Origin of the sequence: Lysinibacillus sp. NPDC094177 (genome assembly GCF_050279145.1) — a bacterium.
Classification (GTDB): domain Bacteria; phylum Bacillota; class Bacilli; order Bacillales_A; family Planococcaceae; genus Lysinibacillus.
The window spans coordinates 60,600-84,734 of the sequence record NZ_JBNNTW010000016.1 but is presented as its reverse complement, the minus strand read 5'-3'; the positions used below and the strand labels follow the sequence as shown (position 1 = coordinate 84,734).

Here is a 24,135-nt window from a genome sequence, read left to right as displayed (position 1 = left end):
AGAGGTCACACCCGTTCCCATACCGAACACGGAAGTTAAGCTCTTTAGCGCCGATGGTAGTTGGGGGCTTCCCCCTGTGAGAGTAGGACGTCGCTTCGCTTATTTACCATGTGGAGGATTAGCTCAGCTGGGAGAGCACCTGCCTTACAAGCAGGGGGTCGGCGGTTCGAGCCCGTCATCCTCCACCATTATGGTCCCGTGGTGTAGCGGTTAACATGCCTGCCTGTCACGCAGGAGATCGCCGGTTCGATCCCGGTCGGGACCGCCATTTTTTTTGCCGGTGTAGCTCAGTTGGTAGAGCAACTGACTTGTAATCAGTAGGTCGTGGGTTCGACTCCTATCGCCGGCATCATCCCTTGGAGGGGTAGCGAAGAGGCTAAACGCGGCGGACTGTAAATCCGCTCCTTAGGGTTCGGCGGTTCGAATCCGTCCCCCTCCACCATTTTTAGGGGCATAGTTCAACGGTAGAATAGAGGTCTCCAAAACCTTTGGTGTGGGTTCGATTCCTACTGCCCCTGCCAGGTTTCGAGGTACTCGTTATCAAACACTACTATGATTACATATAGTGGCGATTGTGGCGAAGTGGTTAACGCACCGGATTGTGGTTCCGGCATTCGTGGGTTCGATTCCCATCAGTCGCCCCATTTTAATAATTGGGGTATAGCCAAGCGGTAAGGCAACGGATTTTGATTCCGTCATGCCTAGGTTCGAATCCTAGTACCCCAGCCATTCATATTCTTAATATGAGCCATTAGCTCAGTTGGTAGAGCATCTGACTTTTAATCAGAGGGTCGAAGGTTCGAGTCCTTCATGGCTCATCAAGTTTTTATAAAAATTATGCGCCCGTAGCTCAATTGGATAGAGCGTCTGACTACGGATCAGAAGGTTATGGGTTCGACTCCTGTCGGGCGCGCCAAAAAAGCCTAATAGTATCGGAATGTAGCTCAGCTTGGTAGAGCACTTGGTTTGGGACCAAGGGGTCGTAGGTTCGAATCCTGTCATTCCGACCATCTTTCCTGATTGTTGGGGCCTTAGCTCAGCTGGGAGAGCGCCTGCCTTGCACGCAGGAGGTCAGCGGTTCGATCCCGCTAGGCTCCACCATTTATATAATTTCCGGAGGTATACCCAAGTCTGGCTGAAGGGATCGGTCTTGAAAACCGACAGGCGGGTAACACCGCGCGGGGGTTCGAATCCCTCTACCTCCTCCATTTTTCCGGGTCAGTAGCTCAGTTGGTAGAGCATTAGATTGAAGCTCTAAGTGTCGGCGGTTCGATTCCGTCCTGACCCACCATATGCGGGTGTAGTTTAATGGTAAAACCTCAGCCTTCCAAGCTGATGTCGTGAGTTCGATTCTCATCACCCGCTCCAAAAAATAATGGGCCTATAGCTCAGCTGGTTAGAGCGCACGCCTGATAAGCGTGAGGTCGATGGTTCGAGTCCATTTAGGCCCACCATTATTCCGAAGTAGCTCAGTTGGTAGTAGCACCTGACTGTTAATCAGGTTGTCGCAGGTTCGAGTCCTGCCTTCGGAGCCATGGCCCGTTGGTCAAGTGGTTAAGACACCGCCCTTTCACGGCGGTAACACGGGTTCGAATCCCGTACGGGTCATCAAGCATGTTGCACATTGTGCAACATGCTTTTTTTATGCCAACTAGTTCAAAAACGCCGTTGTGAAAGGGATTAATGGGTCAAACTTTACTATAAATAATACTGGCGGCTCCTTTTGGATCTCCTCTTTCTAAGTGAAATTCCCAATAAAATATAGAACTAATGGATAACATTTTTTATAATGGCAATTCAATAAGGGGCTAAGACCTTATTCCTAATCCATAAATAATTTTAGTTTGAAAAAATATAAGAAATGATATGAAATATTGAACAAAGTATTTCATATATAAAATATGTATGTTTTCTAGCAGATTTTTTCGTGGTGATTATAGTTCTATTCCTCTAATATGAGGGTAGATGGAGGAATTCGATATGAATTTACATGAAGTACAGCAGTTTTTAGAACTTTATCAAGTAGAACAAAATGAGTCGAAAACATGGCTAGAAAATAAATTACAGCAAATTAAAACAGCAGGAGAATATATACCGACAACGGAAGAATTAATTTTTGGTGCACGAGTGGCTTGGCGCAATAGTAATAAGTGCATTGGCCGCTTGTTTTGGCAATCACTACATGTTGTAGATGCCCGCGATATTTTGAATGAAGAGGATATTTTCAACGCTTTGCTTGAACATATTCAATATGCAACAAATGGTGGGAAAATTCGTCCAACGATAACGGTTTTTGCACCAGGTCGAGTTCGTATCTGGAATCATCAGCTAATCCGTTATGCTGGCTATGACACGGAGTCTGGAGTCATTGGTGATCCGCATTCTGTTGAATTTACAAAAGTATGTGAGTCACTTGGCTGGCAAGGTGAAAGAACCGCATTTGATGTGCTTCCGCTTGTTGTACAGGTGGATGGAAGGGAGCCACAAGTGTTTACAATCCCTGACGGATATGTACTCGAGGTACCGATTCGTCATCCAGAATCTTCTCAAGTCGAGAAGCTAGGATTGAAATGGTATGCAGTGCCGATAATTTCTAGCATGCGCTTCCAAATGGCAGGTATCGATTTTGAGGCAGCCCCATTCAATGGTTGGTATATGGGTACAGAAATCGGAGCACGTAATTTAGCAGATCATGAGCGTTATAATATGCTGCCCGCTATAGCAGAGATATTCAACCTTGATACAACTAAACAGGCTTCTCTATGGCGTGACCGGGCATTAATTGAGCTGAATATTGCAGTTCTACATTCCTTTAAAGAAGACGGTGTCAGCATTGTAGATCATCATACAGCTGCACAGCAATTTAAATTGTTTGAGGAAACAGAAGCAGCAGCAGATCGGGAGGTTACGGGCAATTGGACGTGGTTGATTCCGCCTCTTTCACCCGCTACAACTCATATTTACCATAAGCCTTATGTTAATGTTTACAATACACCCAACTATTTTTATCAAAAACCATCTTATTAATAGAGAAAGGCAGCTCACTGTAACATGAGCTGCCTTTTTTAATCCACATATTCATTTTTAGAAGCCCTAAATGAACATAAGAAGAGTATCAATACTACGACAATGAATAACCAACCAGTGATATGCCAGCCGCCGAATAAATCATGTAAATAACCAAATAAAATTGGACCAATTGCGGCAAATAAATATCCTAGTGATTGTGCAAACCCTGATAAATCAGCTGCCTCAAAAGCTGTACGGGTACGTAATGTAAAGAACATCATTGCTAATGAGAATGAAGCTCCTCCGGCTAAGCCTAGTAGCACCATCCACAGTATAGCGAGGCTTGTCCATTCCATAACTACTCCGGTAAACCCAATTAAGTAAAATGCCGTAAACATTAATACGAGAGGTCGTTGAGATGTCATTTTACTAGCGATAATAGGCACAGCTAAAGCCATTGGGACTTGTGAAAATTGCATGATGGAAAACATCCAGCCTGCACGATCTGCAGCTAATCCTTGTGCCATATATATTTCAGGAATCCAAGCGGCAGTTGTATAAAATAATAATGACTGTAATCCCATAGCCCCTGTCACTGCCCAAGTAATAGGTGATTTCCATAATGGTGTACGTACTTTCGTAGTTTTAACATTAGGCTCAGGCTTATTAAATTTCAACTGTGGAATCCAAATTAAAATGGTTAACACTACAAGAACAAGCGCGATTGTTAGCGCACCTTGCCAGCCAAATGACGAATTGGCAACAGGATAACTAATACCGGCACCAAGTCCAGCTGTCAAATTCATCGACATTGTGAAAAATGCCATAAGTAAACCTACGTGATAGGGAAACTTCAATTTAATTAATCCGGGAATTAGTACGTTACCAAATGAAATGGCTATACCAATTAGCGCAGTACCAAATACGAGCAAACTAGTTGTGCCAAGGGAGCGTAGTACAATTCCTAATGCTAAAAGAATCGTTGATAAAAATAATGTTAATTCTAGCCCAAATTTACGTGCAACATTTGGTACGAATGGTGAAATGATTGCAAATGCTAGCAATGGGATTGTTGTTAGAAAGCCAGCTAGTATATTGGATATGCCAAGATCTTCACGGATAAAGGAAATAATGGGGCCAACAACTGTTAGCGGCATACGTAGTGTCGAGGCAATGCAAATCACGCCGATAACTAGTAATAAGGTTGTACCTTTCCAGTTAATTTTCCTGCTAGGATAAGTATCGGTATGTTCATGAGTAGTCAAATAAATCCCCCCTGGTAGAACAATTATGATTGAACCACTATACCACTTTATCACAACGTTAAAAATAGTTGAAAATTCATAAAACACTGAATATTACTCGCGTTATTGAAATGTCATAGGTCGTATGTTAAACTAGAACACATCATAAATTTAATATTTATATGCCTCATGTTTGTATTGAGGTAGAGGTCGCGGTATTTAAGAGTATACTAATGGAAATGACAAGCATTAGAGATATTAGTTGAAAGGAAATACTGCCGAAGTGTGAGGGGACTTGAAAACCTCATGCTGGGGCTGTCTCCGAAAGGAACAGAACTGTCACGTTTGGACAACGTGTTGCGCTATCATTTTGAAAGAACAGAGGATTTACTTAGCCATCACAGCAACGTTCATGTGATGGCATTTTTTTGCCTCTTAAAAAAGGAAGGAAGCTATATCGTGAGTGAGATAAAAGTCAATCAGCTCGGCCATAAAGCGCCGAAGCTGAAAAAAGAATTAAAAAGCCGTCATATTACAATGATTTCATTAGGCGGTACAATCGGTACAGGATTGTTCTTAGCTAGTGGTGGTGCCATTGCACAAGCAGGCCCTGGCGGTGCGCTACTCGCCTATGCATTAATCGGTGTCATGGTGTATTTTTTAATGACGAGTTTAGGCGAAATGGCAGCCTATATGCCATCATCGGGTTCATTTAGTACGTATGCTACAAAATTTGTAGACCCAGCTCTTGGCTTTGCACTTGGTTGGAACTACTGGTACAACTGGGCAATTACTATTGCGGCGGAAATTTCTGCTGTTTCATTAATTATGAAATATTGGTTCCCAGATAGCTCATCTGCACTTTGGACTGTTATATTTATCGCTGTAGTTTTAACGTTTAATCTATTATCGGTAAAAAGCTATGGTGAAAGTGAATATTGGTTTGCAATGATAAAGGTTGTAACTGTAATCGTTTTTATTATCATCAGTTTCTTAATGATTTTCGGTATTTTAGGAGGACAAGCTCCTGTAGGCTTTACGAATTTCTTCATCAGTGATGGACCATTCCACGGAGGTTTCCTTGCTACATTTGGTATTTTCTTAGCTGCAGGATTCTCGTTCCAAGGGACGGAGCTACTTGGAATAACAGCAGGTGAAACGGATGACCCTGGTAAAAATATTCCGAAAGCTGTTAAGTCTGTTTTCTGGCGAATTCTTTTATTCTATATTTTAGCGATTGGTGCAATTGGGATGCTGATTCCATTTACAGACTCACGTTTGCTATCTGAAGATATCGCTGTTTCGCCATTTACACTGGTGTTCGATCGTTTAGGAATCGCCTTCGCTGCATCATTGATGAATGCTATCATTCTAACGGCAATGCTGTCAGCAGGGAATTCAGGGCTTTACGCATCGTCACGTATGCTTTGGCAATTAGCGGTAGATGGACATGCACCGAAATTTTTCACTAAACTAAGCCGTCGAGGTATTCCGATTTACGCATTATTGGCAACTTTAGCTGTAGGCTGCCTAGCATTTTTAGCTTCATTCTTTGGTGATGGTGTGGTCTATATGTGGCTTCTAAATGCCTCTGGGATGTCTGGCTTCATTGCCTGGCTAGGAATTGCATTTAGTCATTACCGTTTCCGTCGAGCGTTCGAGGCACAGGGCTTAGATCCGAAATTGTTACCGTATAGAGCAAAGCTATTTCCATTCGGTCCGCTATTCGCCTTTACGGTTTGTATGATTGTTGTTATTGGACAAAACTACAATGCCTTTATGGGTGATAAAGTAGATTGGTACGGAGTTCTTGTCTCATATATCGGTATTCCACTGTTCTTACTGTTATGGCTTGGCTATAAAATCAAGCATAAAACAAAAATGCTTCCATTAGAGCAATGTGATTTAAAAGTAGAACAATAAAAAAATTAAACTGTCCTGTGAGCCATAGAAAATGCTCGCAGGACAGTTTTTTTTAGTTAAAAAATATTGATGAATTTGTAACCCAGACGTATCATCAAAACACTATAGGTGAACGTTCCAATCTTTAAGCTCCAAAACCTGTATCCCCATAATAGCAATCAGCGATCCGTAGAGTATAAGAATAAGAAAAATGATGAGTAATCCTAAAAATTTAGAAATACCTGGTTGTTTTGATTTTATTCCGGATATCCCCAAAAAAATACTCATTATCCAGAGTAGAGCACCTACATAAAAGTAAATCCCCAAAATACCGTTCTTATCTTAATAAACTGGCATAAAACAATAACGACCCGATAATACAAAATATAATAGAAAAAAACCGTAATTCCTTCTAAAAGTCATTTCTTCAGCCCTTGCTAATTTAATTTTGATTATTATCAAAATATATCAATCGATACAAGGTGTTGCAAATTCTGTATTTTAGGGTCTTCAGATAAAATTACTGGAGAGAATAAAAAGGGGACTTTAGTTTCTCGAATCGTCCCCCACTTTTGGAGCACAACCTTAATATGGTAAACTGATAGATAAATAACACATCATCAAATTTTGGGTAGGACATTTGTTGGAACGTATACCATGTATATAAGTTGATTGGAGTGGAGGCTAGACGCCCCAGGAAGCTTTGCTCTGTACGACAGCGATAAAAGCGCTCAGCTGGAACGGAAATCAACCCCTCTTTGTGGTGATGATCATAGTAATGACAAGTCATATATAGACTGCTTTATATTAGGAAGAGGTGCATGAAAGTGCAAAAGCATATTTTACTAGTAGAAGATGACGAAGCCATTCGCGAAATGGTAGAAAACTATTTAACGATGGAGGGGTTCTTTGTCACCTCTGCAATAAATGGAGAAGAAGCATTACAAAATTGTTTAAACAATCCATTTGATTTAGTGATCTTGGATATTATGATACCAAAACTTAATGGATTAGAAGTTCTAAAGATTATAAGAGAGCAAGCATCGCTGCCAATTATCATCATGTCAGCCAAGGATAGTGATGTTGATAAAGCATTAGGGTTAGGATTAGGGGCAGATGATTATATTGCCAAGCCATTTTCGATGCTGGAATTTTCGGCCCGTGTCAAAGCCGCAATTAGAAGGGCTACAAAATATTCCACTCAAGTAGAGGATAAGAAAGATATAGTAGAGATAGACAACTTATCGATCGACCTTGTTAATTTTTCAGTAGAGAAGAATGGACACAAACTAAAGCTCACGTCGAAGGAATTTGCCATCCTAAAATTATTCGTGACAAATCGTAATCGAGTTTTTACAAAGCAACAAATTTATCAATTGATTTGGAATGATGCTTACTATGGGGATGAAAATATTATTAATGTACATATAAGAAGATTACGTGAAAAAATTGAAGACGATCCATCCAATCCTCAATATATTAAAACGCTTTGGGGAATCGGCTATAAATTTGAAGGGTAAACTCCATGATTATATTTCTATTACTGATTATTGTGTTTCTCGTAGGAATTATTATTTTTCAGATGAGAGCAAAAAAACAACAAGACGCTACTATTCAATACATGCATCAAAAACTGCAATCAATCATTGATGAACAATCGAATGAAAAGATATTAGTGTCGACGGCGAATCCGGAATTACAGCAGCTGCTTACTGCGATGAATGCGTTGCTAGACCATAATCAAAAAGTACTGGCGACACATCGAAAAATGGAAAGCTCCATGAAAAAGATGCTAGCCAATATTTCACATGATCTTAAAACACCTTTAACAGTTGTACTTGGCTATGCTGAAATGCTAAAGCTTAAGCAGTCACTGAGTGAAGAGGAGCAGCAACGGTTACTCACAGGCGTTCATTCGAAAACATTGGAAGTATTAAAAATAATCTATACATTTTTTGACCTGGCAAAATTGGAGGCTGGAGATACGGATTACCCAATGACGAAAATTAATGTAAGTGAAATTTGCCGAAAAAATATTTTATCATTTTACGATATGGTCATGTCTATGGGACTAGAGATTGAAATAAAAATACCAGAGATATCCGTGTATGCACTTGGTAATGAAGAAGCGTTGGATAGGGTTCTAAATAATTTACTGTCAAATGCTATTGCCTATGGAGCGGCAGGAAACATTATTGGACTCACAGTAAGAAATGATGATACTAATATTTTTATTGATGTATGGGATCGCGGTAAGGGGATTGACGAATATCATATTGATAATGTTTTTGAGAGAATGTATACGCTTGAGGATTCTAGAAATAAATCCTTTCAAGGAAGTGGTCTTGGCTTAACTATTACAAAACGTCTTGTAGAACTAATGGATGGCTCCATCCAGCTTTCCAGTATCCCGTATGAGAAGACCATTTTTACGATTTCATTAAAACGAATGATGTACTGAACAGTCATGCTTGTAGAGCATTTTAATTGCTTTACAAGCTTTTCTTCTGCGCTTAAGAAATTTGTAAGAATCAAGTAATAAATTAGAGAGTTTCATTTTTTATAATAAAGATAGCTAAATTAAAGGGAGAGATCTACATGACATATATTGTGAAAACAAATCAGCTTACGAAGGTGTTTGGGGGAAAAGAAGTCGTTTCTGCTGTGACTATGCATGTGAAAAAGGGAGAGATCTACGGTTTTTTAGGTCCTAATGGTGCCGGAAAAACGACAGTCATGAAAATGTTGACAAACCTTACGAAGCCAACGAGTGGAGACATCGAAATCTTTGGTGAAAAATTAATGGACCGCTCATACGAAGTGCTGAAAAGGATGGGAACGATTATTGAATACCCGATTTTTTATGAAGATTTAACAGCAAAAGAAACCTTAGAATTACATTGTGAATATATGGGCTACTATGACAAGAAAGAGATAGCTCATGTCCTAGATCTAGTAAAACTAACAAACACAGAGAATAAGCGTGTAAAAGACTTTTCTCTTGGGATGAAACAACGATTGGGTATTGCACGTGCAATTATTACTAAACCAGAATTACTTATTTTAGACGAACCGATTAATGGACTAGATCCAGTTGGCATAAAAGAGCTTCGAGAGCTATTCAAGATGCTTTGTAAAGATTATGGAATTACAATTATTATCTCTAGTCACATTTTGGGTGAAATTGAACAATTAGCAGATACAGTTGGAGTTATTAAGGATGGAAGATTAATTAAGGAAGTAACAATGGAAGATGTCAATCGTAGTCAAGCAGATTATATTGAAGTGGTTGTCAATGATGGGAAAAAGGCTGCCTTTATTATAGAAAGTAAATTAAATATTACTAATTTCAAACTAATGGATGACAATTGTATTCGAATTTATGAATCGACAGCTTCACAAAAGGTGCTATCTAAAACATTGATTGAGCATGATATTGAAATTGAGGGCATTAGCAAAAAAACGAGCTCATTAGAGGATTATTTCTTGAAGTTAATCAATGGAGGTGTAGCTAGTGCTTAATTTAATAGGTCTAGAAATGAAAAAATATCATATTGGTTCATATATAAAACGAGCTATTTTCGCAAATTTTGTGATATTAGGTATTATGTTTATGCTTTTATTTATTACTAAAATAGAAGGGGACCCAACCCTTGATAATTATCAGATGGCATTAGGCATTATTGATTCAGCTGTAAGAGCAGTGTTTATTATTTTTGCTAGTGCGTTAATCGCCAAGCTTATTATTGGAGAATTCAAATATAAAACGATCACTGTAGCTTTTATGTATCCGATAAATAGGAAAAAATTAATTGCTTCAAAGTTAGCCATTGTTGTTCTTTTCACCTTTAGTGCAATTATTATATCAACTGCTTTTGTAACAGCGATTTTTTGTGCTGTTAGTGAGAATTTCCAATTGGTTTCAGATACATTAACGAGCTCTCTAATAATACAACGAATTCCAGTTGTGATCATGAATGCAGTTGCAGCATCATGCATCGCATTAATACCATTGTATTTTGGTATGAGAAAATACTCTATTCCGGCAACAATTATATCATCTATTTTAATTGTAGCGGCCGTATCATCAAATACAGGTAACTTCACCTTGTATGATATTATTATCATACCAATCACTTTAGCTATTATCGGTATAAGCGTGGCCTATTTATCATTTAGAAACATTGAGAAGATAGATATTTGAGGATAAAGAATTAGCTCATCAAAGACTAAACGCTCTCTAGAAAGCATCCAGTCGGAAGAGCTTTAAAAACTTAAATGCCAGACACAAAACCAAATTAAGGTTTTTGTGTCTGGCATTTTTTTAACCAAATATCGTTTGCCATAATAAATAAAGATTTAAAACAACTACAATCGCTACGACAATCCATCCTAATATGGTTGTAATACGATGGTTGACTAGGCTTCCCATGACGTCACGCTTACTTGTAAACATAACAAGCGGTACAAGAGCAAATGCAATACCAAACGATAAAACAACTTGGCTTAGGACAAGTGCATAAGTTGCATTAACTCCAGATGCAATGATGATCAGAGGAGGTAACATTGTAATAGCTCGACGTAAATAAAGCGGAATTTTTCTTCTAATAAAGCCTTGCATCACAACGTCACCTGCAAGTGTACCAACTGAAGAGCTAGCAAGACCTGCAATGAGAAGGCCAAGACCAAAGGACACCGCCGCCATCGGACCAAGCGCCTCTTTTAATCCGTTATAAGCGATATCTAAATCTTCAACTACTAAGCCTTGTGTATGGAATACTGCTGCAGCAATAACAAGCATGCTCATATTGATAGCGCCTGCGACAATCATCGCGATAATAATATCAATAAACTCAAAACGGAATATACGTTTTTTTTCAGCATCATTTCGGCCAACGACACGACTTTGGGTTAATGAAGAATGCAAGTAAATGGCGTGTGGCATAACGGTTGCTCCTAAAATACCTGTTGCCAGTAAAATAGAATCTACTCCGTCAAAGCGTGGTGTGAAAATGCCTAGCGTTACTTCACCCCAATTTGGCTGTGCTAAAAATGTTTGGAATGCAAACGCTAATACGACAATAAGCACCATGCCAGAAATACCTGCCTCAAATGCTCTAAAGCCTCTACGCTGTAATTCTAGAATAGCAAATGAGCCGACTGCTGTAATAAGCGCTGCAGGCAACATTGGAATATTGAATAACAAGTACAGTCCAAGTGCAGCACCGATAAATTCTGCAAGATCTGTTGCAATAATGACCAATTCAGCCTGAATCCATAAAAAAATAGAAGTTTTTTTAGAAAAATGTTCACGTGCTACTTCAGGTAAATTTTTACCAGTAGCAATACCAAGCTTTGCTGATAAGGATTGAATTAACACTGCCATTAAATTGGAAAAGGCGATTACCCAAAGTAGTAAATACCCATATTGTGAACCTGCTGTAATATTTGTTGCGAAGTTGCCTGGATCAATATAGGCAACTGCTGCGATGAAAGCTGGGCCAAGAAACGGTAAGATTCGTCGCCAGCCTTTTATATCTCCATTTAAAACCGCCTCAGCTGACGGTTTTGTCATTCGTTTGTAAACCATGTTGTTCCCTCATTTCAAAGAGTATCGCAGGAGAAATAAAGTTTCCTAAAGGAAAATGATATATTCCTATTTTATAGTTAGAATAAGAAAATGTGAAGAAGTTTGCTCGATTTTTTTGCTTAATTCGAAATGTTTTTAGTATAGTAAATCAATTGTCATTAATGAACGTTGATTTTGATTATGTATCATAATGTATTGAAGAATCATAGCAAAATATTCGATTCTTTGAAAATGATCAAGGATTAATGTACTTAGCTATTTTAAAAGCAAGAATATACTTATAAGGTGGCTTTTTAATTGATCTCCAATTCGGGTATTCATATATTTCCTACCCATATTAAAACATTATTCCTTAAAAAATAAAGATTAATCACCAAAGTTGCGACAGTTGCCAAGTATATAAGTTAATTGGAGTGGGGCTGAGTGAACCTTGGAAATCAGCGTCACAAATGAGACCCTGTAACGCAAGTGAAACGGCTTCCAGAGAAAGCGCTCGATCGGAACGGAGATCAACCACAGGTTAAGGTAGTGAGCCATCATAAAAATATTCAAAAAATCAAGTAAAAAAAATTTTTTGTAACCGTTTTCTTCATCTTTACTTTTTTTAATTACAGGCGTAATATGACATCATTATAAAAGTTTCAAATTTCTAAATCGCTGAAGCAATTAGACGCGGGGGACCCAATTTTTACAGATTACATAGGTAATCTTGGGGTGAATCTCTTCATTTATTGAAGGGTAGGGCTACTCAGGCCCGAATCCGACAGCTAACCTCGTAAGCGTTAAGAGCAGAAAAGTGGAGCTTGGCAGACGAATGAGCGTCTACAAGTCTTATTTAGTGATGGCTTGTAGATTTTTTTTATCTTCATTTAATGAAACAAAGCCCCGGTGAATGGCACAAAAACCAATTATGCTAAAGTGTAATCGATTTAGAAATGTGAAACACATTCTATGAAACTAGAAGGTGTAGTAAATGAAATCCTCATTAAAACGTTTTATTATAGGTAAACCATTGAGATCTGATGCATTGGGGGAGCAAAAGCTTAGTAAAACTAAAGCACTTGCCATACTATCGTCCGATGCTTTGTCATCAGTAGCGTATGGACCTGAGCAAATTTTAATTGTACTCATGACAGTAAGTACTGTTGCTTTTTGGTATTCTCTACCGATTGCTGCTGGGGTAGTTGTATTACTGACAGCACTTATTTTCTCGTATCGTCAGGTTATTTATGCGTATCCACATGGTGGTGGAGCATACGTAGTTTCTCGGGAAAATTTAGGTGTCAATGCGGGGCTAGTCGCAGGTGGATCGTTGCTTGTCGATTATATTTTAACAGTTGCGGTAAGTGTATCGGCTGGAACAGATGCCATTACTTCGGCATTTCCAAGTCTGCATCCCTATAATGTGATAATCGCTGTGTTTTTTGTTATATGTTTAACGCTTTTAAACCTACGTGGTGTAACAGAATCTGCATCCATTTTAGCGTATCCAGTTTATTTGTTTGTAATCGTGATGTTGATATTAATCGGGGTAGGGGCTTATAACATAGTAACAGGGCAAGTTCCTGCTGAGTTGCATCCAAAGGTTGGTACACCGGTTGCAGGTATTAGTTTATTTATATTATTAAAAGCATTTGCATCAGGAAGTTCAGCTTTGACTGGTGTTGAAGCAATTTCAAATGCTATTCCTAACTTTAGAGATCCAGCCCCAAAAAATGCTTCTAAAACATTATTAGCTATGGGTGGTATTTTAGCAGTGCTATTTATTGGTATTGTGAGCCTAGCTTATTTTTATGGAGTTGCTCCAAATTCGAAAGAAACGGTTGTTTCACAAATTGCGGAGGCAAGTGTAGGTCGTAATATCTTTTATTATATAGTGCAAGGAACAACAGCGATGATATTAGTACTTGCTGCGAATACAGGTTATTCAGCATTTCCTTTACTAGCTGTTAATTTATCGAAGGATGGTTTTATCCCAAGAATATTCCAAGTTCGTGGGGATAGACTTGGTTATTCAAATGGCATTTTGATGCTTGGTTTAGCTGCCATTGTTTTAATCTTTTTATTTGGTGGAACAACAGAGCATTTGATTCCACTATATGCAGTTGGTGTGTTTATTCCGTTTACTTTAGCGCAAGTTGGAATGATGCGAAAATGGTTGCGTGAAAAGCCAAAAGGTTGGGTTGCTAAATTTGTAATTAATACGATTGGGGCGGTCATTTCCTTTATTGTAGCTATGATGTTTTTTGTGACAAAATTACCTCAAGTATGGCCAGTGTTTATCTTTTTACCAATTATTATTTGGACGTTTCACCGTATTAAGCAGCATTACAAAACAGTTGGTCAACAACTAAGATTAGATAATGAGAAATTACCGATTGTTGAGGGGAATGTCTTCATTGTCCCAGTCGCGGGTATTACGAAAGTAGTCGAAAACACATTGCATTACGCGCAGTCATTAAACGTTGATAAAATTATTGCCTTTTATGTAGCTTTCGATCAAGCGGAAGCAAAAGTGTTCGAGGAGAAATGGAAAGCTTGGCAGCCAAATATAAGACTTGTAACATACTATTCGCCATATCGGAGCATTACACAGCCGTTGATGAAATTTATTGATAAGGTAGAACATCAATGTACGAAAACTGGCCATCAAGTAACAGTGATCATCCCACAATTTTTACCGAAAAAAGGATGGCATCATATGTTACACAATCAATCGAGTCTATTAATTCGCGCATCGCTGTTATTTCACAAAAATGTCGTCATTATGACAGTGCCCTTCCATTTATTAAAATAATGACTAGCAAGCTCGAAAATAGTCTGATATAATCAGTACGTTGATTGTAAAACACGAACGTTTACAATTAAAATTCACTAAAATGATAGTAAATTCCGAAAAAACAGACTTTATTCAGCGTGAGATATAGGCACATACCGAATGAAGTGCTATTTTTGGAAATGACGCCAAGGCGTGATAAAAATAAGAAGTTTTTACAGCTTTATACTATTTCACTCATATAATAGCGAGAATATGGCTCGCAAGTTTCTACCGATTTACCGTAAATGAATCGACTATGGGTAGCAATGTTTTAGGAGACCTCATATGAGGTGTTTTCTATTCGTTTCGACGTTTTTACGCTGAATGCTTTGCTCCACTCGTAGATGATTGGAATCAAAGTATTCAGCGTTTTTTATTACTTGCATTGCTTCCGGCGTTTGCCTGTAACGGAATGTAAGTTGCTCATAATGAGTTATTACTATAAGAAAGAAGGATATCAAGGAAATGAAGTTATTACACGACAAAATTATGCAAGAGGGTAAAGTTTTATCTTCATCTGTATTAAAAGTAGATTCATTTTTAAATCATCAAATTGACCCAATGCTTATGAAAGAAATTGGTCATGAGTTTGCAAATCGATTCTCTGATCAAGTCATTACAAAAATTTTAACGATCGAATCTTCAGGTATCGCACCATCTGTGATGCTAGGTCTTGAAATCGGTGCTCCTGTAGTGTTTGCACGTAAACGTAAATCATTAACACTATCAGATAATCTTTATTCTTCAAAAGTACATTCTTTCACAAAAAATGAAACAAATGATATTTCGGTATCACGTAGTTTCTTAAATGAAGATGATAACATTCTAATTGTTGACGATTTCTTAGCTAATGGGGAAGCGGTCAAAGGTTTACTTGATATCGCAGCACAAGCTGGTGCAAATGTTGTGGGTGTAGGTATTGTTATTGAAAAAGGCTTCCAAGACGGTGGGAAATTATTACGCCAACAAGGAGTTCGCGTGGAATCATTAGCAATTGTAGACTCTCTAGAGGACGGCAAAGTAACATTTGCTGCGGAGGCTAATGCGTAATGAATACCGTTAAATCGACGACGCTAGCTATTCAACATTTACTTGCGATGTATGCAGGAGCCATTTTAGTGCCACTGATTATCGGTGGGGCAATTGGCTTTGATTCAACACAAATGACGTATTTAGTAGCGATTGACATTATGATGTGTGGGATCGCAACGCTTTTACAAGTGTATTCAGGTAAATTTATCGGTATCGGTTTGCCAGTAGTACTAGGCTGTACATTTACAGCAGTTAGTCCAATTATTGCAATCGGTACTAATCCCGAACAAGGTATTACAGATATTTATGGATCTATTATTGCATCAGGTATAATCATTATGATTATTGCAGGCTTTTTCGGTAAGTTAGTAAAATTCTTCCCACCAGTTGTTACAGGCTCGGTTGTGTCGATTATCGGTATCTCTTTATTACCAGTAGCTTTAAACAATATGGCGGGTGGACTAGGTGCGAAAGATTTTGCATCTGGCTCGAATGTAGCTTTAGCGTTTATTACACTCGTTATTATTTTAGTAGTTTATCGCTTCTCTACAGGCTTCATCCGTGCAATTTCTATTTTAATCGGATTAGTTGTGGGGACAATCCTAGGAGTATTTATGGGGAAGGTTGATTTTAGCCCTGTTTCAGATGCTGCAGTATTACACATGGTTCAGCCATTTTACTTCGGGATGCCAACATTTAATGCATCTGCGATTATTACAATGACACTCGTAGGAATGGTTTCTTTAGTAGAATCAACAGGGGTTTATTTTGCGCTCAGTGACATTTGTAATAAAAAATTAGATTCAAAAGATTTAGCACGAGGGTATCGTTCTGAAGGTCTTGCCTCTGTTATCGGCGGTATTTTCAACGCTTTCCCATATACAACATTCTCACAAAACGTGGGACTTACTCGTATGTCAGGCGTAAAAGATCGCAAAGTTATTTACATCACAGGTGGTTTACTAGTATCACTTGGTTTCCTACCAAAAATCGCAGCATTAACAACGATCATTCCAACACCAGTACTTGGTGCGGCAATGCTAGCGATGTTCGGTATGGTAATAACTCAAGGTATGGGCATGCTAGTACCTGTTATGAATGAGTCAGCGGAGAATGCCATGATTGCTGCGATTGCAGTTAGTCTTGGTGTAGGTGTATCGGTTGTTCCTGATATTTTCAAGGAACTTCCAGAGAGTGTATCTCTTCTAACATCTAACGGTATCGTTTGTGGTTCTGTCACAGCAATTATCCTTAATATTTTATTCAACATGATTGGGCCTAAGCATAAGGAAGACCCGATGCATGGGGAAGCTTAAAGATTCTCTGGAAATAAAAAATGTCATCTACTTTTTATAGTAGATGGCATTTTTTTATGCGGAAATGACTTTGGCATTAAAAGAGATTATCGTATTATTAGTACTTCAAATGAGTCCTTGTTCAATTAACCTATGTTTTTAAGGTTTGGTGTCAATATGGATGTGAAAAAGAGAATCAAATTAAGGATACTTTAGACCGTGACCTAACAGAAGATGAAATGTTAGTTATGAAGACATCCTACTCGAATGGCTATTTTACTAGGGGAAAAGATGGTATGGAGAAAGTGCTGAGAAGACCTGCTAAGTAATAAGGTTATCCCAACCTAAAAAAATCACTAGCATTAGTTGGTGGATTGTCTCATATATTTCATAAGACTACCCTATATAACAGGAAAATTAGGTATTGTAATCCAATTGTCTATGGAATATTATGAACCTTATGGAAAGGTTGGGTATAAATGAATTTAAAAACCGCTAAAGAAGTTCTTGAAGAACTACAAGAAACTATGAAGTCGCATATGTGTCAAGAAGAAAGAATGAAATTGGAAGTTTGGCTTAAAGAGTATTACATAGACGAACTAATAAAAAAGAAAGTTCGATGAATTTGGATTGTTAGCCATTTAAAAGGGTAGTCATTTAAAATGGGGGCACTTCTTTTCAGAGGTGTCCTTTAAATACCCACCACTGTCGGTGTATCGGTTGTTCCTGTTTTCAAGGAACTCTCAGAAAGTATATCTCTTCTAACATCAAACGGTATCGTAAGTGGTTCTGTCATTACGATTATTCGTAATATATTATTCAACATGATTGGGCCGAAGCATAAAGGATTTCTATATAAACAAAATGTCATCTACTACTATAGTAGGTGGCATTTTTTTATGAAAAGTAGTTGTTTAAATTCTATTTGTAAGGGAATCTAGAAAATAGTTGCATCTTAATAGAATGCAAGTCGATGTCTCGACATACATTTATAGTATATAAAACTACTTTTTGAAAGGTCTCATACAAATGCAAAGTATATTTTTGATTGTATTACTTCAATTAATTTATGTGCCTTTTTTAACGTTACGTACAATATTTTTAGTGAAGAACATTACGTTCCTTGCTGCCATATTCGGAATGCTGGAAATGTTAGTGTATGTATTTGGCCTTTCTCTTGTCTTTAATGGAGATCAAAGTATTTTAGCGATGGTTGTTTATGCTGCTGGTTTTGGTTTAGGTATTTTTCTAGGGGCCAAAATTGAACGTAAACTAGCGATTGGCTATGTCTATACAACAATCAATACGCAAAGTAAGAATGAAGAGCTCGTGAATTTCCTTCGTAATGAAGGCTTTGCTGTGACGATTTATATTGGGGAAGGTAGAGATAGTAATCGCTATAAATATGAAATATTAACAAAGAGAAATCGAGAGACAGAATTGTTTCAAATTGTGGAGCATTATGAACCAAATGCTTTTATTATTTCTTACGAGCCCAAAACATTTAAAGGTGGTTTTTTGCTGAATCGCATGAAGGCAAAAAACAAATAGTTTTTCCTTAAAAAATGCCCTTCCGTTTATATACAGAAGGGCTTTTGGGGTTCTCGCCAAAAGTTGTGGATGACTTTGTTAAAACGTCTATTATGTAAATAAGTTGATTGGAGTGGAGGCTGGGCGACTCCGTGGGGATTAGCGATAGAGGAACGAAGGCTAAAACCATCACGTCCTGTGATAACGCCTTCGTGACCAGCATCGGTGCTGTTGCTGTCGCTACGTTGCACTACGCTTTCGCACAGACAAAAACACTTTGCTGCCGCTACGTTAACACTACACTTTCGCGCAAAAAACATCTGTTGGCCCAAGCGGCTCATCGGATGCCCCCAGGTAGCTCTGCTCTGCGCGAAAGCGAAGCGTCAGCGATAAAAGCGCCCAGTCGGAACGGAAATCAACCACACGTTTTGGTGATGATCCATTTTTTGTATTCACACAATTTATAGAGAAATTTAGCGACCAAGCTCGATAAAAAATATCACTACTATTACACCGACAGACGTGAACAATAACATGTTCAAATCAATTTTTTCATACTATAAAAACATGTTAAGTCCCGGAGGGGTGTTGTATGTATTTTTTTACGAAAGGCTTGGTCATTCTTATAGGGAGTGCCGCGGTATCATTAGGAATTAATCTATTCTTAACTCCTTATCAAATTTTAGATGGGGGAGTTGTAGGGATAGCGCTTATTTTACACTATATATATAAACTTAAAATAGGTTTAATGATCATCATTATTAGCATTCCAATCTTTATCATCTCTTGGTATAAATACAGAGCGTATTTTTACAATAGTATACATGGATTATTCGCCTATTCTCTTAGTATTGATTTACTAAAGCCCGTTCGGAACCTTATTCAGGTAGATGCCATCTATAGCGCCATATTTGGAGGGATACTTATGGGTTTTGGTGTTGGTTTGATGCTTAGATTTCAGACAAGCACGGGTGGTACAGATTTGATTGCACAATTTTTAAGTGATAAAACCGGAATTAATGTTGGGATACTCATTTTTATGATAGATTCAATCGTCATCGTCATAGGGGGACTGCTTTTATCTTCTAGTACATTACTGCTTTCTATTATTACAATTTTGGTAGCAGGGATTACTACAAGTATCATGACGAGTCGTTTTTAATAAAAAATAGCTTCAGTAGGACTGAAACTATTTTGAAATTCGTTATCGAGAGCTCTTCATCATTCGTTTTTTAGGATGTGCAGGTTTTACTTCGGCAATTAATATGGCTAGTAAAATCAGTACTGCCCCAACAACCATACGACTCGTTAATACCTCATGTAAGAATATAACGGATAGTACCATGCCGAAGAATGATTCTGTCGACAGGATAATAGCTGCCTTTGTAGCAGATGTATATTGATTCGCAACATTTTGAAAAAGATAGGCAAGAGTAGTTGAAAAAATCGCTAAATAAATGATTGAATAGATTGCTTCTTTTTCAAGAGTAGTTGGGATATCGCCTTGACAGACTACGACCAAGACACCTAAAAATGCTGCTGTGATAAATTGAATAATCGTAAGGGCAATGGCATCTTCCTTTTGGACAAATAGGTTGGTACAAAAAATATCAAAGGCAAAGGCGACGGCACATGCTAAGGAAAGTGCATCTCCGATATTCATTGTCAGTGAGCCCTGTAATGATAAAAAACCGATTCCAACAATTGCTATAATAGAACCGATAATCTCATAGCCATCTATACGGCGCTTGTAAACTGCAAACGCGATTAATGGCACAATAATGACATTTACAGCAGTTAAAAATGCATTTTTAGAGGGTGTTGTATATTGTAAACCTACTGTCTGAAGGGCGAAGGCAATATACAAAATGGTCCCTAACAAAATACCCTTCCAGATAACTGATTTTGAAGCTTTTTTTAATCTGTATCCAAATAAAATTGTGAGTATAATGGCAGCTAATAAAAATCTACCTGCCATCACTTGATAAGCTGTTAAATATTCCAATGCGATAGCCGTTAATACAAATCCGCTACCCCAAACGATTGCAGTGACTAACAGCATACCATCAGCTATGTATTGTTTCATTATTCTTCCTCCTAACTTCAATAGAATAACATGTGATGGAAGAAAATAATTTGATTTTAATTCTAAATATTCAGGCGTTTTTTTGTACTTATTCCAAAGCTGTCATTCGACATTCATTTTGCTATGTAATAAGTACAATTTAATGGCTGCTGCCAGTCGTTCATAAAATACATAATCATTTTCTAAAGGAGCTACTAGTTGACGTATTTTTGACATACGATAACGGATTGTGTTTGGATGGCAGTAATGAGCAACGGCTACTTCTTTAATATTTCCTTGTTTTATGATATAGGTGATTGCTGTTTTCATTAAATCCGGATCAACCTTTTCCTCAAGTAGGGGACCAAGATAGCTATTTACATAGTCCATAGCAAATTTAGCGTCCTTACGATGCAATTCAATTAACAACCAATCGGAAGCGAGGTTCTCATAATGACATATAGACGCCGTTTCAATTTCAGCCATGATACGTGCATAAAAGGCTTCACGAACAGCAATAGGGAATTCTGTTTGTGTTATGTGACAACGACTATAGCCAAAGGTCAATGAATCAGTTGAGATTGCATACATCGTTAACCATTCATTGAGAAGTTTTTCAAATTGAAATTGCTGTGATGGATGGGTCATTAAAATAAAGAGGCTCTTTTTATAGCTACAAATCATACCAGATTTCAATAGAGGCTCTAATTGAAAAAGAGATTGCATCCATTGACTATTTGCATGATCTTGCGTTTGAATATTAGCAACAAATACATATTTTTCAAAGGGCTTATTGATTTGCTGTAAAATAGACTTTATTTGTTCATCTGTTACTTCTTCCTCCATTAGACGTCGCATGATCGTTTCTAAAAAGAATGAATAATCCTGTGTTTTTGCATAGGCCATCGTTTCTAAAATAATCTTCTCAAAAAATTCATCTCCGCCAAATCGCAATATCGAGAAATTTTGTTCATCTGCATAGGCTAACACTTCCTCTGGCAAATCCTCAAAGATAACAGGTTTATAAGCTAAAGCGCTTGCCCCTAGCTCAATAAGGCTTTTCACAGCATTCCATAAATATTCTGGTTTTTGCTTTGCGAATAATAAACTGCTTAAAACAACACTATTCGGTGTGAAAATCGTTTCTCGCACAGTTTGAATATCGGGCGAAAATTCAAAGTCTAGAATTTCAACATTTTGAACGGGTTTATGTAAACCATTGCGACCAGCAACTACTGTAAAATCCTTCGTAATAGGAAGTTGTAAAAAGTTCTCTACATTCATTGGTATATCAAGCAACCTTTCTTGTGATTGAGCTTCTATTACTTATTATAAAAGTACTTGTCAGTAAAATACTATTAGTATCGCTGAAAGGACAAAGTGAAATCGCGATAAAGCATGGTGAATCGCTGATAAACTGGTCAAAATCGCTGATAAAGCACCAAGAATCGCTGATAAACTGGTCAAAATCGCTGATAAAACAACGAATCTCCACTCGAACTACCTTCTCCACAACCTGCAATTATACCACTCGCTCAACTGATCAAAAGAGATTATTTTTATAAGGAAATCTAGTGCTAGAGACACCTCTTTTTACATGAAATTCACAGTGCATTTACAATGTAAGCGTACAATAGATCCTAATAACCGATTTAAGAGGTGCGAGAATGGAGTCTGTTGTGAGACAAAGCATAAAAACAAGTAATTTATTTTCTTATTTAAAGTTTTTATATGGACAGCATCAAAAAAATACGCTCTATATAAAACGTTTAAAAGCATTGAAGCAAATTATTCAGGACAAGAATTTACATACTTACTTTCAGCCTATCGTCGATTTACAGACGAGACAAACGGTTGGTTTTGAGGCACTGAATCGTCCAGAGCCTTCAGAACTGTTTAATAGTGTTGATCAGTTTTATGAATTTGTTGGGCAAACAGACTGCGTATTTTTATTTGAATGCTTTTGTCGCAATCTTTCATTACAGCGTTTCAAAGAACGGTTGCAAGGAGAATGGGTAAACAGAGATTTTTTAGTATTTGTCAATATACATCCTAATGTGTTACTAGATAAGAACTACCATAGTGGTGAAACCTTGCATTTGTTAAAGGAGCTTGGCATAAAACCACAGCAGGTAGTGTTTGAGCTAACTGAACGTAGTGCAGTGGTAGATTTTGTAGAGTTTGAACGTGTATTATCACATTATCGATCACAGGGTTATCGAATTGCAGTGGATGATGTGGGTTCAGGCTATAATAGCTTGAAAACTCTAATTTACTTAAAGCCAGAATTTATTAAACTAGACCGTTCCTTAATACAATTTGTTGATAAAAACAGAGAGCAGCAGCAGCTTGTTACATTACTGATGCGATACGCAGAGCAGGCTGAGACGAAAATTATTGCTGAGGGTATTGAACGCCAAGAAGAGCTTCATTATTTACGTAATATTGGTATCCACTATGCGCAAGGTTATGCGATAGGGAAACCCGCAAAGGAAATACATTTGGGGAAAATAAGGATGGATGACCATGATGATAGGGGAAGTCATAGAAAAGGTTCCTTGTATTAATGAATTTGTGAAAAATAAAGAGGTGGATTTACTTTTTACAAGTAATCTGTCATTACGTAGTGTGGTTGTTGTTCGAGATGACAAACCAATTGGGCATATTACACGTACACATTTCTATCAAAAAATTGGTACACGCTATGGCTATAATTTATTTATGGGAAGGCATAATCAGCTTATTATTAAAGAGAATCCTTTAATGGTAGATCGTAATATACCTATAACAGAGGTCAGTACGTTAGCAATGTCTAGACCTCCAGAAGACTTATATGATGATGTGATTGTAACAAGAAATGACTTATATTATGGTGTAGTCAGTATTCGAGAGCTACTGTTAAAACTCGTAGACACACAAGTAGCTATTGCTAGTTTTTTAAATCCATTAAGTAGTCTTCCTGGCAATAAATTAATTGATGAAAAGCTAGAGGAATCATTACAGCTACCACAATATAGTTTAATATATTTCGATTTAGACCATTTTAAATCTTACAATGATACGTATGGATTTAATAAAGGGGATAAAATATTACTGTATTTAACAGATATTTTGAAAAGAAATATAGTTTGTACAGAAGATTTTTTAGGGCATATTGGTGGAGATGATTTCGTGGCAATTCTTCCGCATTATGAGGCTGCGCCAATCTGTCAAAGGATTATTGATGAGTTTGATGCATGTATTTTAAGCTTTTATGATGTAGAGGATTTAACAGACTTACAAGTTCAAAATAGGGCTGGTAAACTAGAGCTTTTATCTTGTACTACGCTATCCATTGCGGTTATTACTAATCAATATCAGCAATTTGAATCTGTTGATCAATTGTCTGATGCGGTGACACGTGTGAAAAAACAATGTAAAAGAATTTCGGGAAGCTGTTACCTTATTAATGACCATGAAAAAGAAACTTACCTCGTTCATTAAACGAAGTAGGTCAGACTGTGGGCAAGCTCGTAATAATTTGAGCTTGCCCACAGTCTTTTTTTTCTAACGGACGCTTTCGGTAACAGAGATGAGCTGAATTATTAAATTCGATTTTAAGGGCATAATCAAAAGAAGTAAGCCGCTTTATTTTAAGAAATTATTAATCT

The 24,135-nt window shown here is 37.6% G+C and carries 17 protein-coding genes, 17 tRNA genes, 1 rRNA gene and 3 riboswitches; of the genes, 31 read left to right on the top strand and 4 right to left on the bottom strand.

The features are described 5' to 3' along the window. The 19 genes from rrf to ACQKNC_RS19725 form a co-directional block, all read left to right on the top strand. Window positions 1–99, top strand: a 5S ribosomal RNA gene (rrf, locus tag ACQKNC_RS19815); the annotation flags it as partial. Window positions 100–112: 13 nt separating this feature from the next. Beyond that, window positions 113–188 (top strand) — tRNA-Val (locus tag ACQKNC_RS19810). 4 nt (window positions 189–192) lie between these two features. Beyond that, window positions 193–268, top strand: a tRNA-Asp gene (locus tag ACQKNC_RS19805). 8 nt (window positions 269–276) lie between these two features. After that, a tRNA-Thr gene (locus ACQKNC_RS19800) sits at window positions 277–349 on the top strand. 9 nt (window positions 350–358) lie between these two features. Further along, window positions 359–442: transfer RNA gene (locus ACQKNC_RS19795), tRNA-Tyr, on the top strand. Between the two features lie 5 nt (window positions 443–447). Continuing rightward, window positions 448–521: transfer RNA gene (locus tag ACQKNC_RS19790), tRNA-Trp, on the top strand. 47 nt (window positions 522–568) lie between these two features. Next, window positions 569–644 (top strand) — tRNA-His (locus ACQKNC_RS19785). 10 nt (window positions 645–654) lie between these two features. Further along, window positions 655–729, top strand: a tRNA-Gln gene (locus tag ACQKNC_RS19780). A 16-nt stretch (window positions 730–745) separates the two neighbouring features. After that, window positions 746–818, top strand: a tRNA-Lys gene (locus ACQKNC_RS19775). Window positions 819–839: 21 nt separating this feature from the next. Continuing rightward, window positions 840–916 (top strand) — tRNA-Arg (locus ACQKNC_RS19770). 17 nt (window positions 917–933) lie between these two features. Beyond that, a tRNA-Pro gene (locus ACQKNC_RS19765) sits at window positions 934–1,010 on the top strand. A 15-nt stretch (window positions 1,011–1,025) separates the two neighbouring features. Further along, a tRNA-Ala gene (locus ACQKNC_RS19760) sits at window positions 1,026–1,101 on the top strand. 14 nt (window positions 1,102–1,115) lie between these two features. After that, a tRNA-Ser gene (locus ACQKNC_RS19755) sits at window positions 1,116–1,208 on the top strand. Window positions 1,209–1,215: 7 nt separating this feature from the next. Continuing rightward, window positions 1,216–1,291, top strand: a tRNA-Phe gene (locus tag ACQKNC_RS19750). Between the two features lie 3 nt (window positions 1,292–1,294). Further along, window positions 1,295–1,368: transfer RNA gene (locus tag ACQKNC_RS19745), tRNA-Gly, on the top strand. A 9-nt stretch (window positions 1,369–1,377) separates the two neighbouring features. Beyond that, window positions 1,378–1,454 (top strand) — tRNA-Ile (locus ACQKNC_RS19740). Between the two features lie 4 nt (window positions 1,455–1,458). Next, a tRNA-Asn gene (locus ACQKNC_RS19735) sits at window positions 1,459–1,535 on the top strand. A 1-nt stretch (window position 1,536) separates the two neighbouring features. Continuing rightward, window positions 1,537–1,608 (top strand) — tRNA-Glu (locus ACQKNC_RS19730). A 372-nt stretch (window positions 1,609–1,980) separates the two neighbouring features. After that, window positions 1,981–3,027 (top strand): nitric oxide synthase oxygenase, encoded by a 1,047-nt coding sequence (locus ACQKNC_RS19725; RefSeq protein ID WP_427426447.1) that lies wholly within the window; start codon window positions 1,981–1,983, stop codon window positions 3,025–3,027. A gap of 38 nt (window positions 3,028–3,065) precedes the next feature. On the opposite strand, the gene ACQKNC_RS19720 is transcribed toward ACQKNC_RS19725, so the two are convergent. Further along, the gene (locus ACQKNC_RS19720; protein WP_427426446.1) at window positions 3,066–4,274 is read right to left on the bottom strand and encodes a CynX/NimT family MFS transporter; all 1,209 of its coding nucleotides are present in this window, start codon (window positions 4,272–4,274) and stop codon (window positions 3,066–3,068) included. Between the two features lie 175 nt (window positions 4,275–4,449). Further along, a riboswitch (Lysine riboswitch) is annotated at window positions 4,450–4,626 on the top strand. 86 nt (window positions 4,627–4,712) lie between these two features. Between ACQKNC_RS19720 and ACQKNC_RS19715 the strand changes: the two genes are divergently transcribed. From ACQKNC_RS19715 to ACQKNC_RS19695, 5 genes are all read left to right on the top strand, one after another. After that, on the top strand, window positions 4,713–6,176 hold the full coding sequence (locus ACQKNC_RS19715; protein WP_427426445.1) for an amino acid permease: 1,464 nt from the start codon (window positions 4,713–4,715) through the stop codon (window positions 6,174–6,176). 806 nt (window positions 6,177–6,982) lie between these two features. After that, window positions 6,983–7,675 (top strand): response regulator transcription factor, encoded by a 693-nt coding sequence (locus ACQKNC_RS19710; protein ID WP_427426444.1) that lies wholly within the window; start codon window positions 6,983–6,985, stop codon window positions 7,673–7,675. A gap of 5 nt (window positions 7,676–7,680) precedes the next feature. After that, window positions 7,681–8,616, top strand: coding sequence for a sensor histidine kinase (locus ACQKNC_RS19705; RefSeq protein WP_427426443.1), 936 nt, complete (start codon window positions 7,681–7,683; stop codon window positions 8,614–8,616). A 137-nt stretch (window positions 8,617–8,753) separates the two neighbouring features. Beyond that, on the top strand, window positions 8,754–9,677 hold the full coding sequence (locus tag ACQKNC_RS19700; protein WP_427426442.1) for an ABC transporter ATP-binding protein: 924 nt from the start codon (window positions 8,754–8,756) through the stop codon (window positions 9,675–9,677). Beyond that, a complete protein-coding gene (locus tag ACQKNC_RS19695; protein WP_427426441.1) occupies window positions 9,670–10,359 on the top strand; it encodes an ABC transporter permease in 690 nt (229 codons plus the stop codon). The genes ACQKNC_RS19700 and ACQKNC_RS19695 overlap by 8 nt, the downstream gene beginning before the upstream one ends. 120 nt (window positions 10,360–10,479) lie before the next feature. On the opposite strand, the gene ACQKNC_RS19690 is transcribed toward ACQKNC_RS19695, so the two are convergent. Then, window positions 10,480–11,745 carry an Nramp family divalent metal transporter gene (locus tag ACQKNC_RS19690; RefSeq protein ID WP_427426440.1) on the bottom strand — a complete coding sequence of 422 codons (1,266 nt, stop codon included), beginning with the start codon at window positions 11,743–11,745 and terminating at the stop codon, window positions 10,480–10,482. 645 nt (window positions 11,746–12,390) lie between these two features. After that, window positions 12,391–12,541, top strand: a riboswitch (cyclic di-AMP (ydaO/yuaA leader). A 177-nt stretch (window positions 12,542–12,718) separates the two neighbouring features. Between ACQKNC_RS19690 and ACQKNC_RS19685 the strand changes: the two genes are divergently transcribed. The 5 genes from ACQKNC_RS19685 (at window position 12,719) to ACQKNC_RS19665 (ending at window position 19,582) form a co-directional block, all read left to right on the top strand. Further along, entirely contained in the window at window positions 12,719–14,542 is a 1,824-nt protein-coding gene (locus tag ACQKNC_RS19685) for an APC family permease (RefSeq protein WP_427426439.1), read from the top strand. A gap of 196 nt (window positions 14,543–14,738) precedes the next feature. Continuing rightward, window positions 14,739–14,840: riboswitch (purine riboswitch) on the top strand. 188 nt (window positions 14,841–15,028) lie between these two features. Next, window positions 15,029–15,613, top strand: a complete 585-nt coding sequence (locus tag ACQKNC_RS19680; protein ID WP_427426438.1) for a xanthine phosphoribosyltransferase — start codon at window positions 15,029–15,031, stop codon at window positions 15,611–15,613. Beyond that, complete coding sequence (locus ACQKNC_RS19675) at window positions 15,613–16,911, top strand: nucleobase:cation symporter-2 family protein (protein WP_427426437.1); 1,299 nt, start codon at window positions 15,613–15,615, stop codon at window positions 16,909–16,911. Before ACQKNC_RS19680 ends, ACQKNC_RS19675 begins: the two co-directional genes overlap by 1 nt. Before the next feature lie 1,008 nt (window positions 16,912–17,919). After that, window positions 17,920–18,441: a DUF2179 domain-containing protein gene (locus ACQKNC_RS19670; protein WP_427426436.1), complete on the top strand. Its 522-nt coding sequence runs from the start codon at window positions 17,920–17,922 to the stop codon at window positions 18,439–18,441. Between the two features lie 571 nt (window positions 18,442–19,012). Next, window positions 19,013–19,582, top strand: coding sequence for a YitT family protein (locus ACQKNC_RS19665; RefSeq protein WP_427426435.1), 570 nt, complete (start codon window positions 19,013–19,015; stop codon window positions 19,580–19,582). Between the two features lie 42 nt (window positions 19,583–19,624). On the opposite strand, the gene ACQKNC_RS19660 is transcribed toward ACQKNC_RS19665, so the two are convergent. Further along, window positions 19,625–20,506, bottom strand: a complete 882-nt coding sequence (locus ACQKNC_RS19660; RefSeq protein WP_427426434.1) for a DMT family transporter — start codon at window positions 20,504–20,506, stop codon at window positions 19,625–19,627. A 102-nt stretch (window positions 20,507–20,608) separates the two neighbouring features. Continuing rightward, complete coding sequence (locus tag ACQKNC_RS19655) at window positions 20,609–21,769, bottom strand: PucR family transcriptional regulator (protein ID WP_427426433.1); 1,161 nt, start codon at window positions 21,767–21,769, stop codon at window positions 20,609–20,611. A 383-nt stretch (window positions 21,770–22,152) separates the two neighbouring features. Between ACQKNC_RS19655 and ACQKNC_RS19650 the strand changes: the two genes are divergently transcribed. Further along, the gene (locus ACQKNC_RS19650; protein WP_427426432.1) at window positions 22,153–23,052 is read left to right on the top strand and encodes an EAL domain-containing protein; all 900 of its coding nucleotides are present in this window, start codon (window positions 22,153–22,155) and stop codon (window positions 23,050–23,052) included. Next, entirely contained in the window at window positions 23,012–23,968 is a 957-nt protein-coding gene (locus ACQKNC_RS19645; RefSeq protein ID WP_427426431.1) for a GGDEF domain-containing protein, read from the top strand. The genes ACQKNC_RS19650 and ACQKNC_RS19645 overlap by 41 nt, the downstream gene beginning before the upstream one ends. Window positions 23,969–24,135 lie beyond the last annotated feature (167 nt).

Excerpts from the sequence above, each read along its gene's own strand:
- ACQKNC_RS19665 (WP_427426435.1), top strand. The coding sequence starts at position 19,013 with ATGTATTTTTTTACGAAAGGCTTGGTCATTCTTATAGGGAGTGCCGCG.
- ACQKNC_RS19645 (WP_427426431.1), top strand. The coding sequence starts at position 23,012 with ATGATGATAGGGGAAGTCATAGAAAAGGTTCCTTGTATTAATGAATTT.
- ACQKNC_RS19725 (WP_427426447.1), top strand. The coding sequence starts at position 1,981 with ATGAATTTACATGAAGTACAGCAGTTTTTAGAACTTTATCAAGTAGAA.
- ACQKNC_RS19690 (WP_427426440.1), bottom strand. The coding sequence starts at position 11,745 with ATGGTTTACAAACGAATGACAAAACCGTCAGCTGAGGCGGTTTTAAAT.
- ACQKNC_RS19660 (WP_427426434.1), bottom strand. The coding sequence starts at position 20,506 with ATGAAACAATACATAGCTGATGGTATGCTGTTAGTCACTGCAATCGTT.
- ACQKNC_RS19680 (WP_427426438.1), top strand. The coding sequence starts at position 15,029 with ATGAAGTTATTACACGACAAAATTATGCAAGAGGGTAAAGTTTTATCT.
- ACQKNC_RS19655 (WP_427426433.1), bottom strand. The coding sequence starts at position 21,769 with ATGAATGTAGAGAACTTTTTACAACTTCCTATTACGAAGGATTTTACA.
- ACQKNC_RS19670 (WP_427426436.1), top strand. The coding sequence starts at position 17,920 with ATGCAAAGTATATTTTTGATTGTATTACTTCAATTAATTTATGTGCCT.
- ACQKNC_RS19650 (WP_427426432.1), top strand. The coding sequence starts at position 22,153 with ATGGAGTCTGTTGTGAGACAAAGCATAAAAACAAGTAATTTATTTTCT.
- ACQKNC_RS19700 (WP_427426442.1), top strand. The coding sequence starts at position 8,754 with ATGACATATATTGTGAAAACAAATCAGCTTACGAAGGTGTTTGGGGGA.
- ACQKNC_RS19685 (WP_427426439.1), top strand. The coding sequence starts at position 12,719 with ATGAAATCCTCATTAAAACGTTTTATTATAGGTAAACCATTGAGATCT.
- ACQKNC_RS19705 (WP_427426443.1), top strand. The coding sequence starts at position 7,681 with ATGATTATATTTCTATTACTGATTATTGTGTTTCTCGTAGGAATTATT.
- ACQKNC_RS19675 (WP_427426437.1), top strand. The coding sequence starts at position 15,613 with ATGAATACCGTTAAATCGACGACGCTAGCTATTCAACATTTACTTGCG.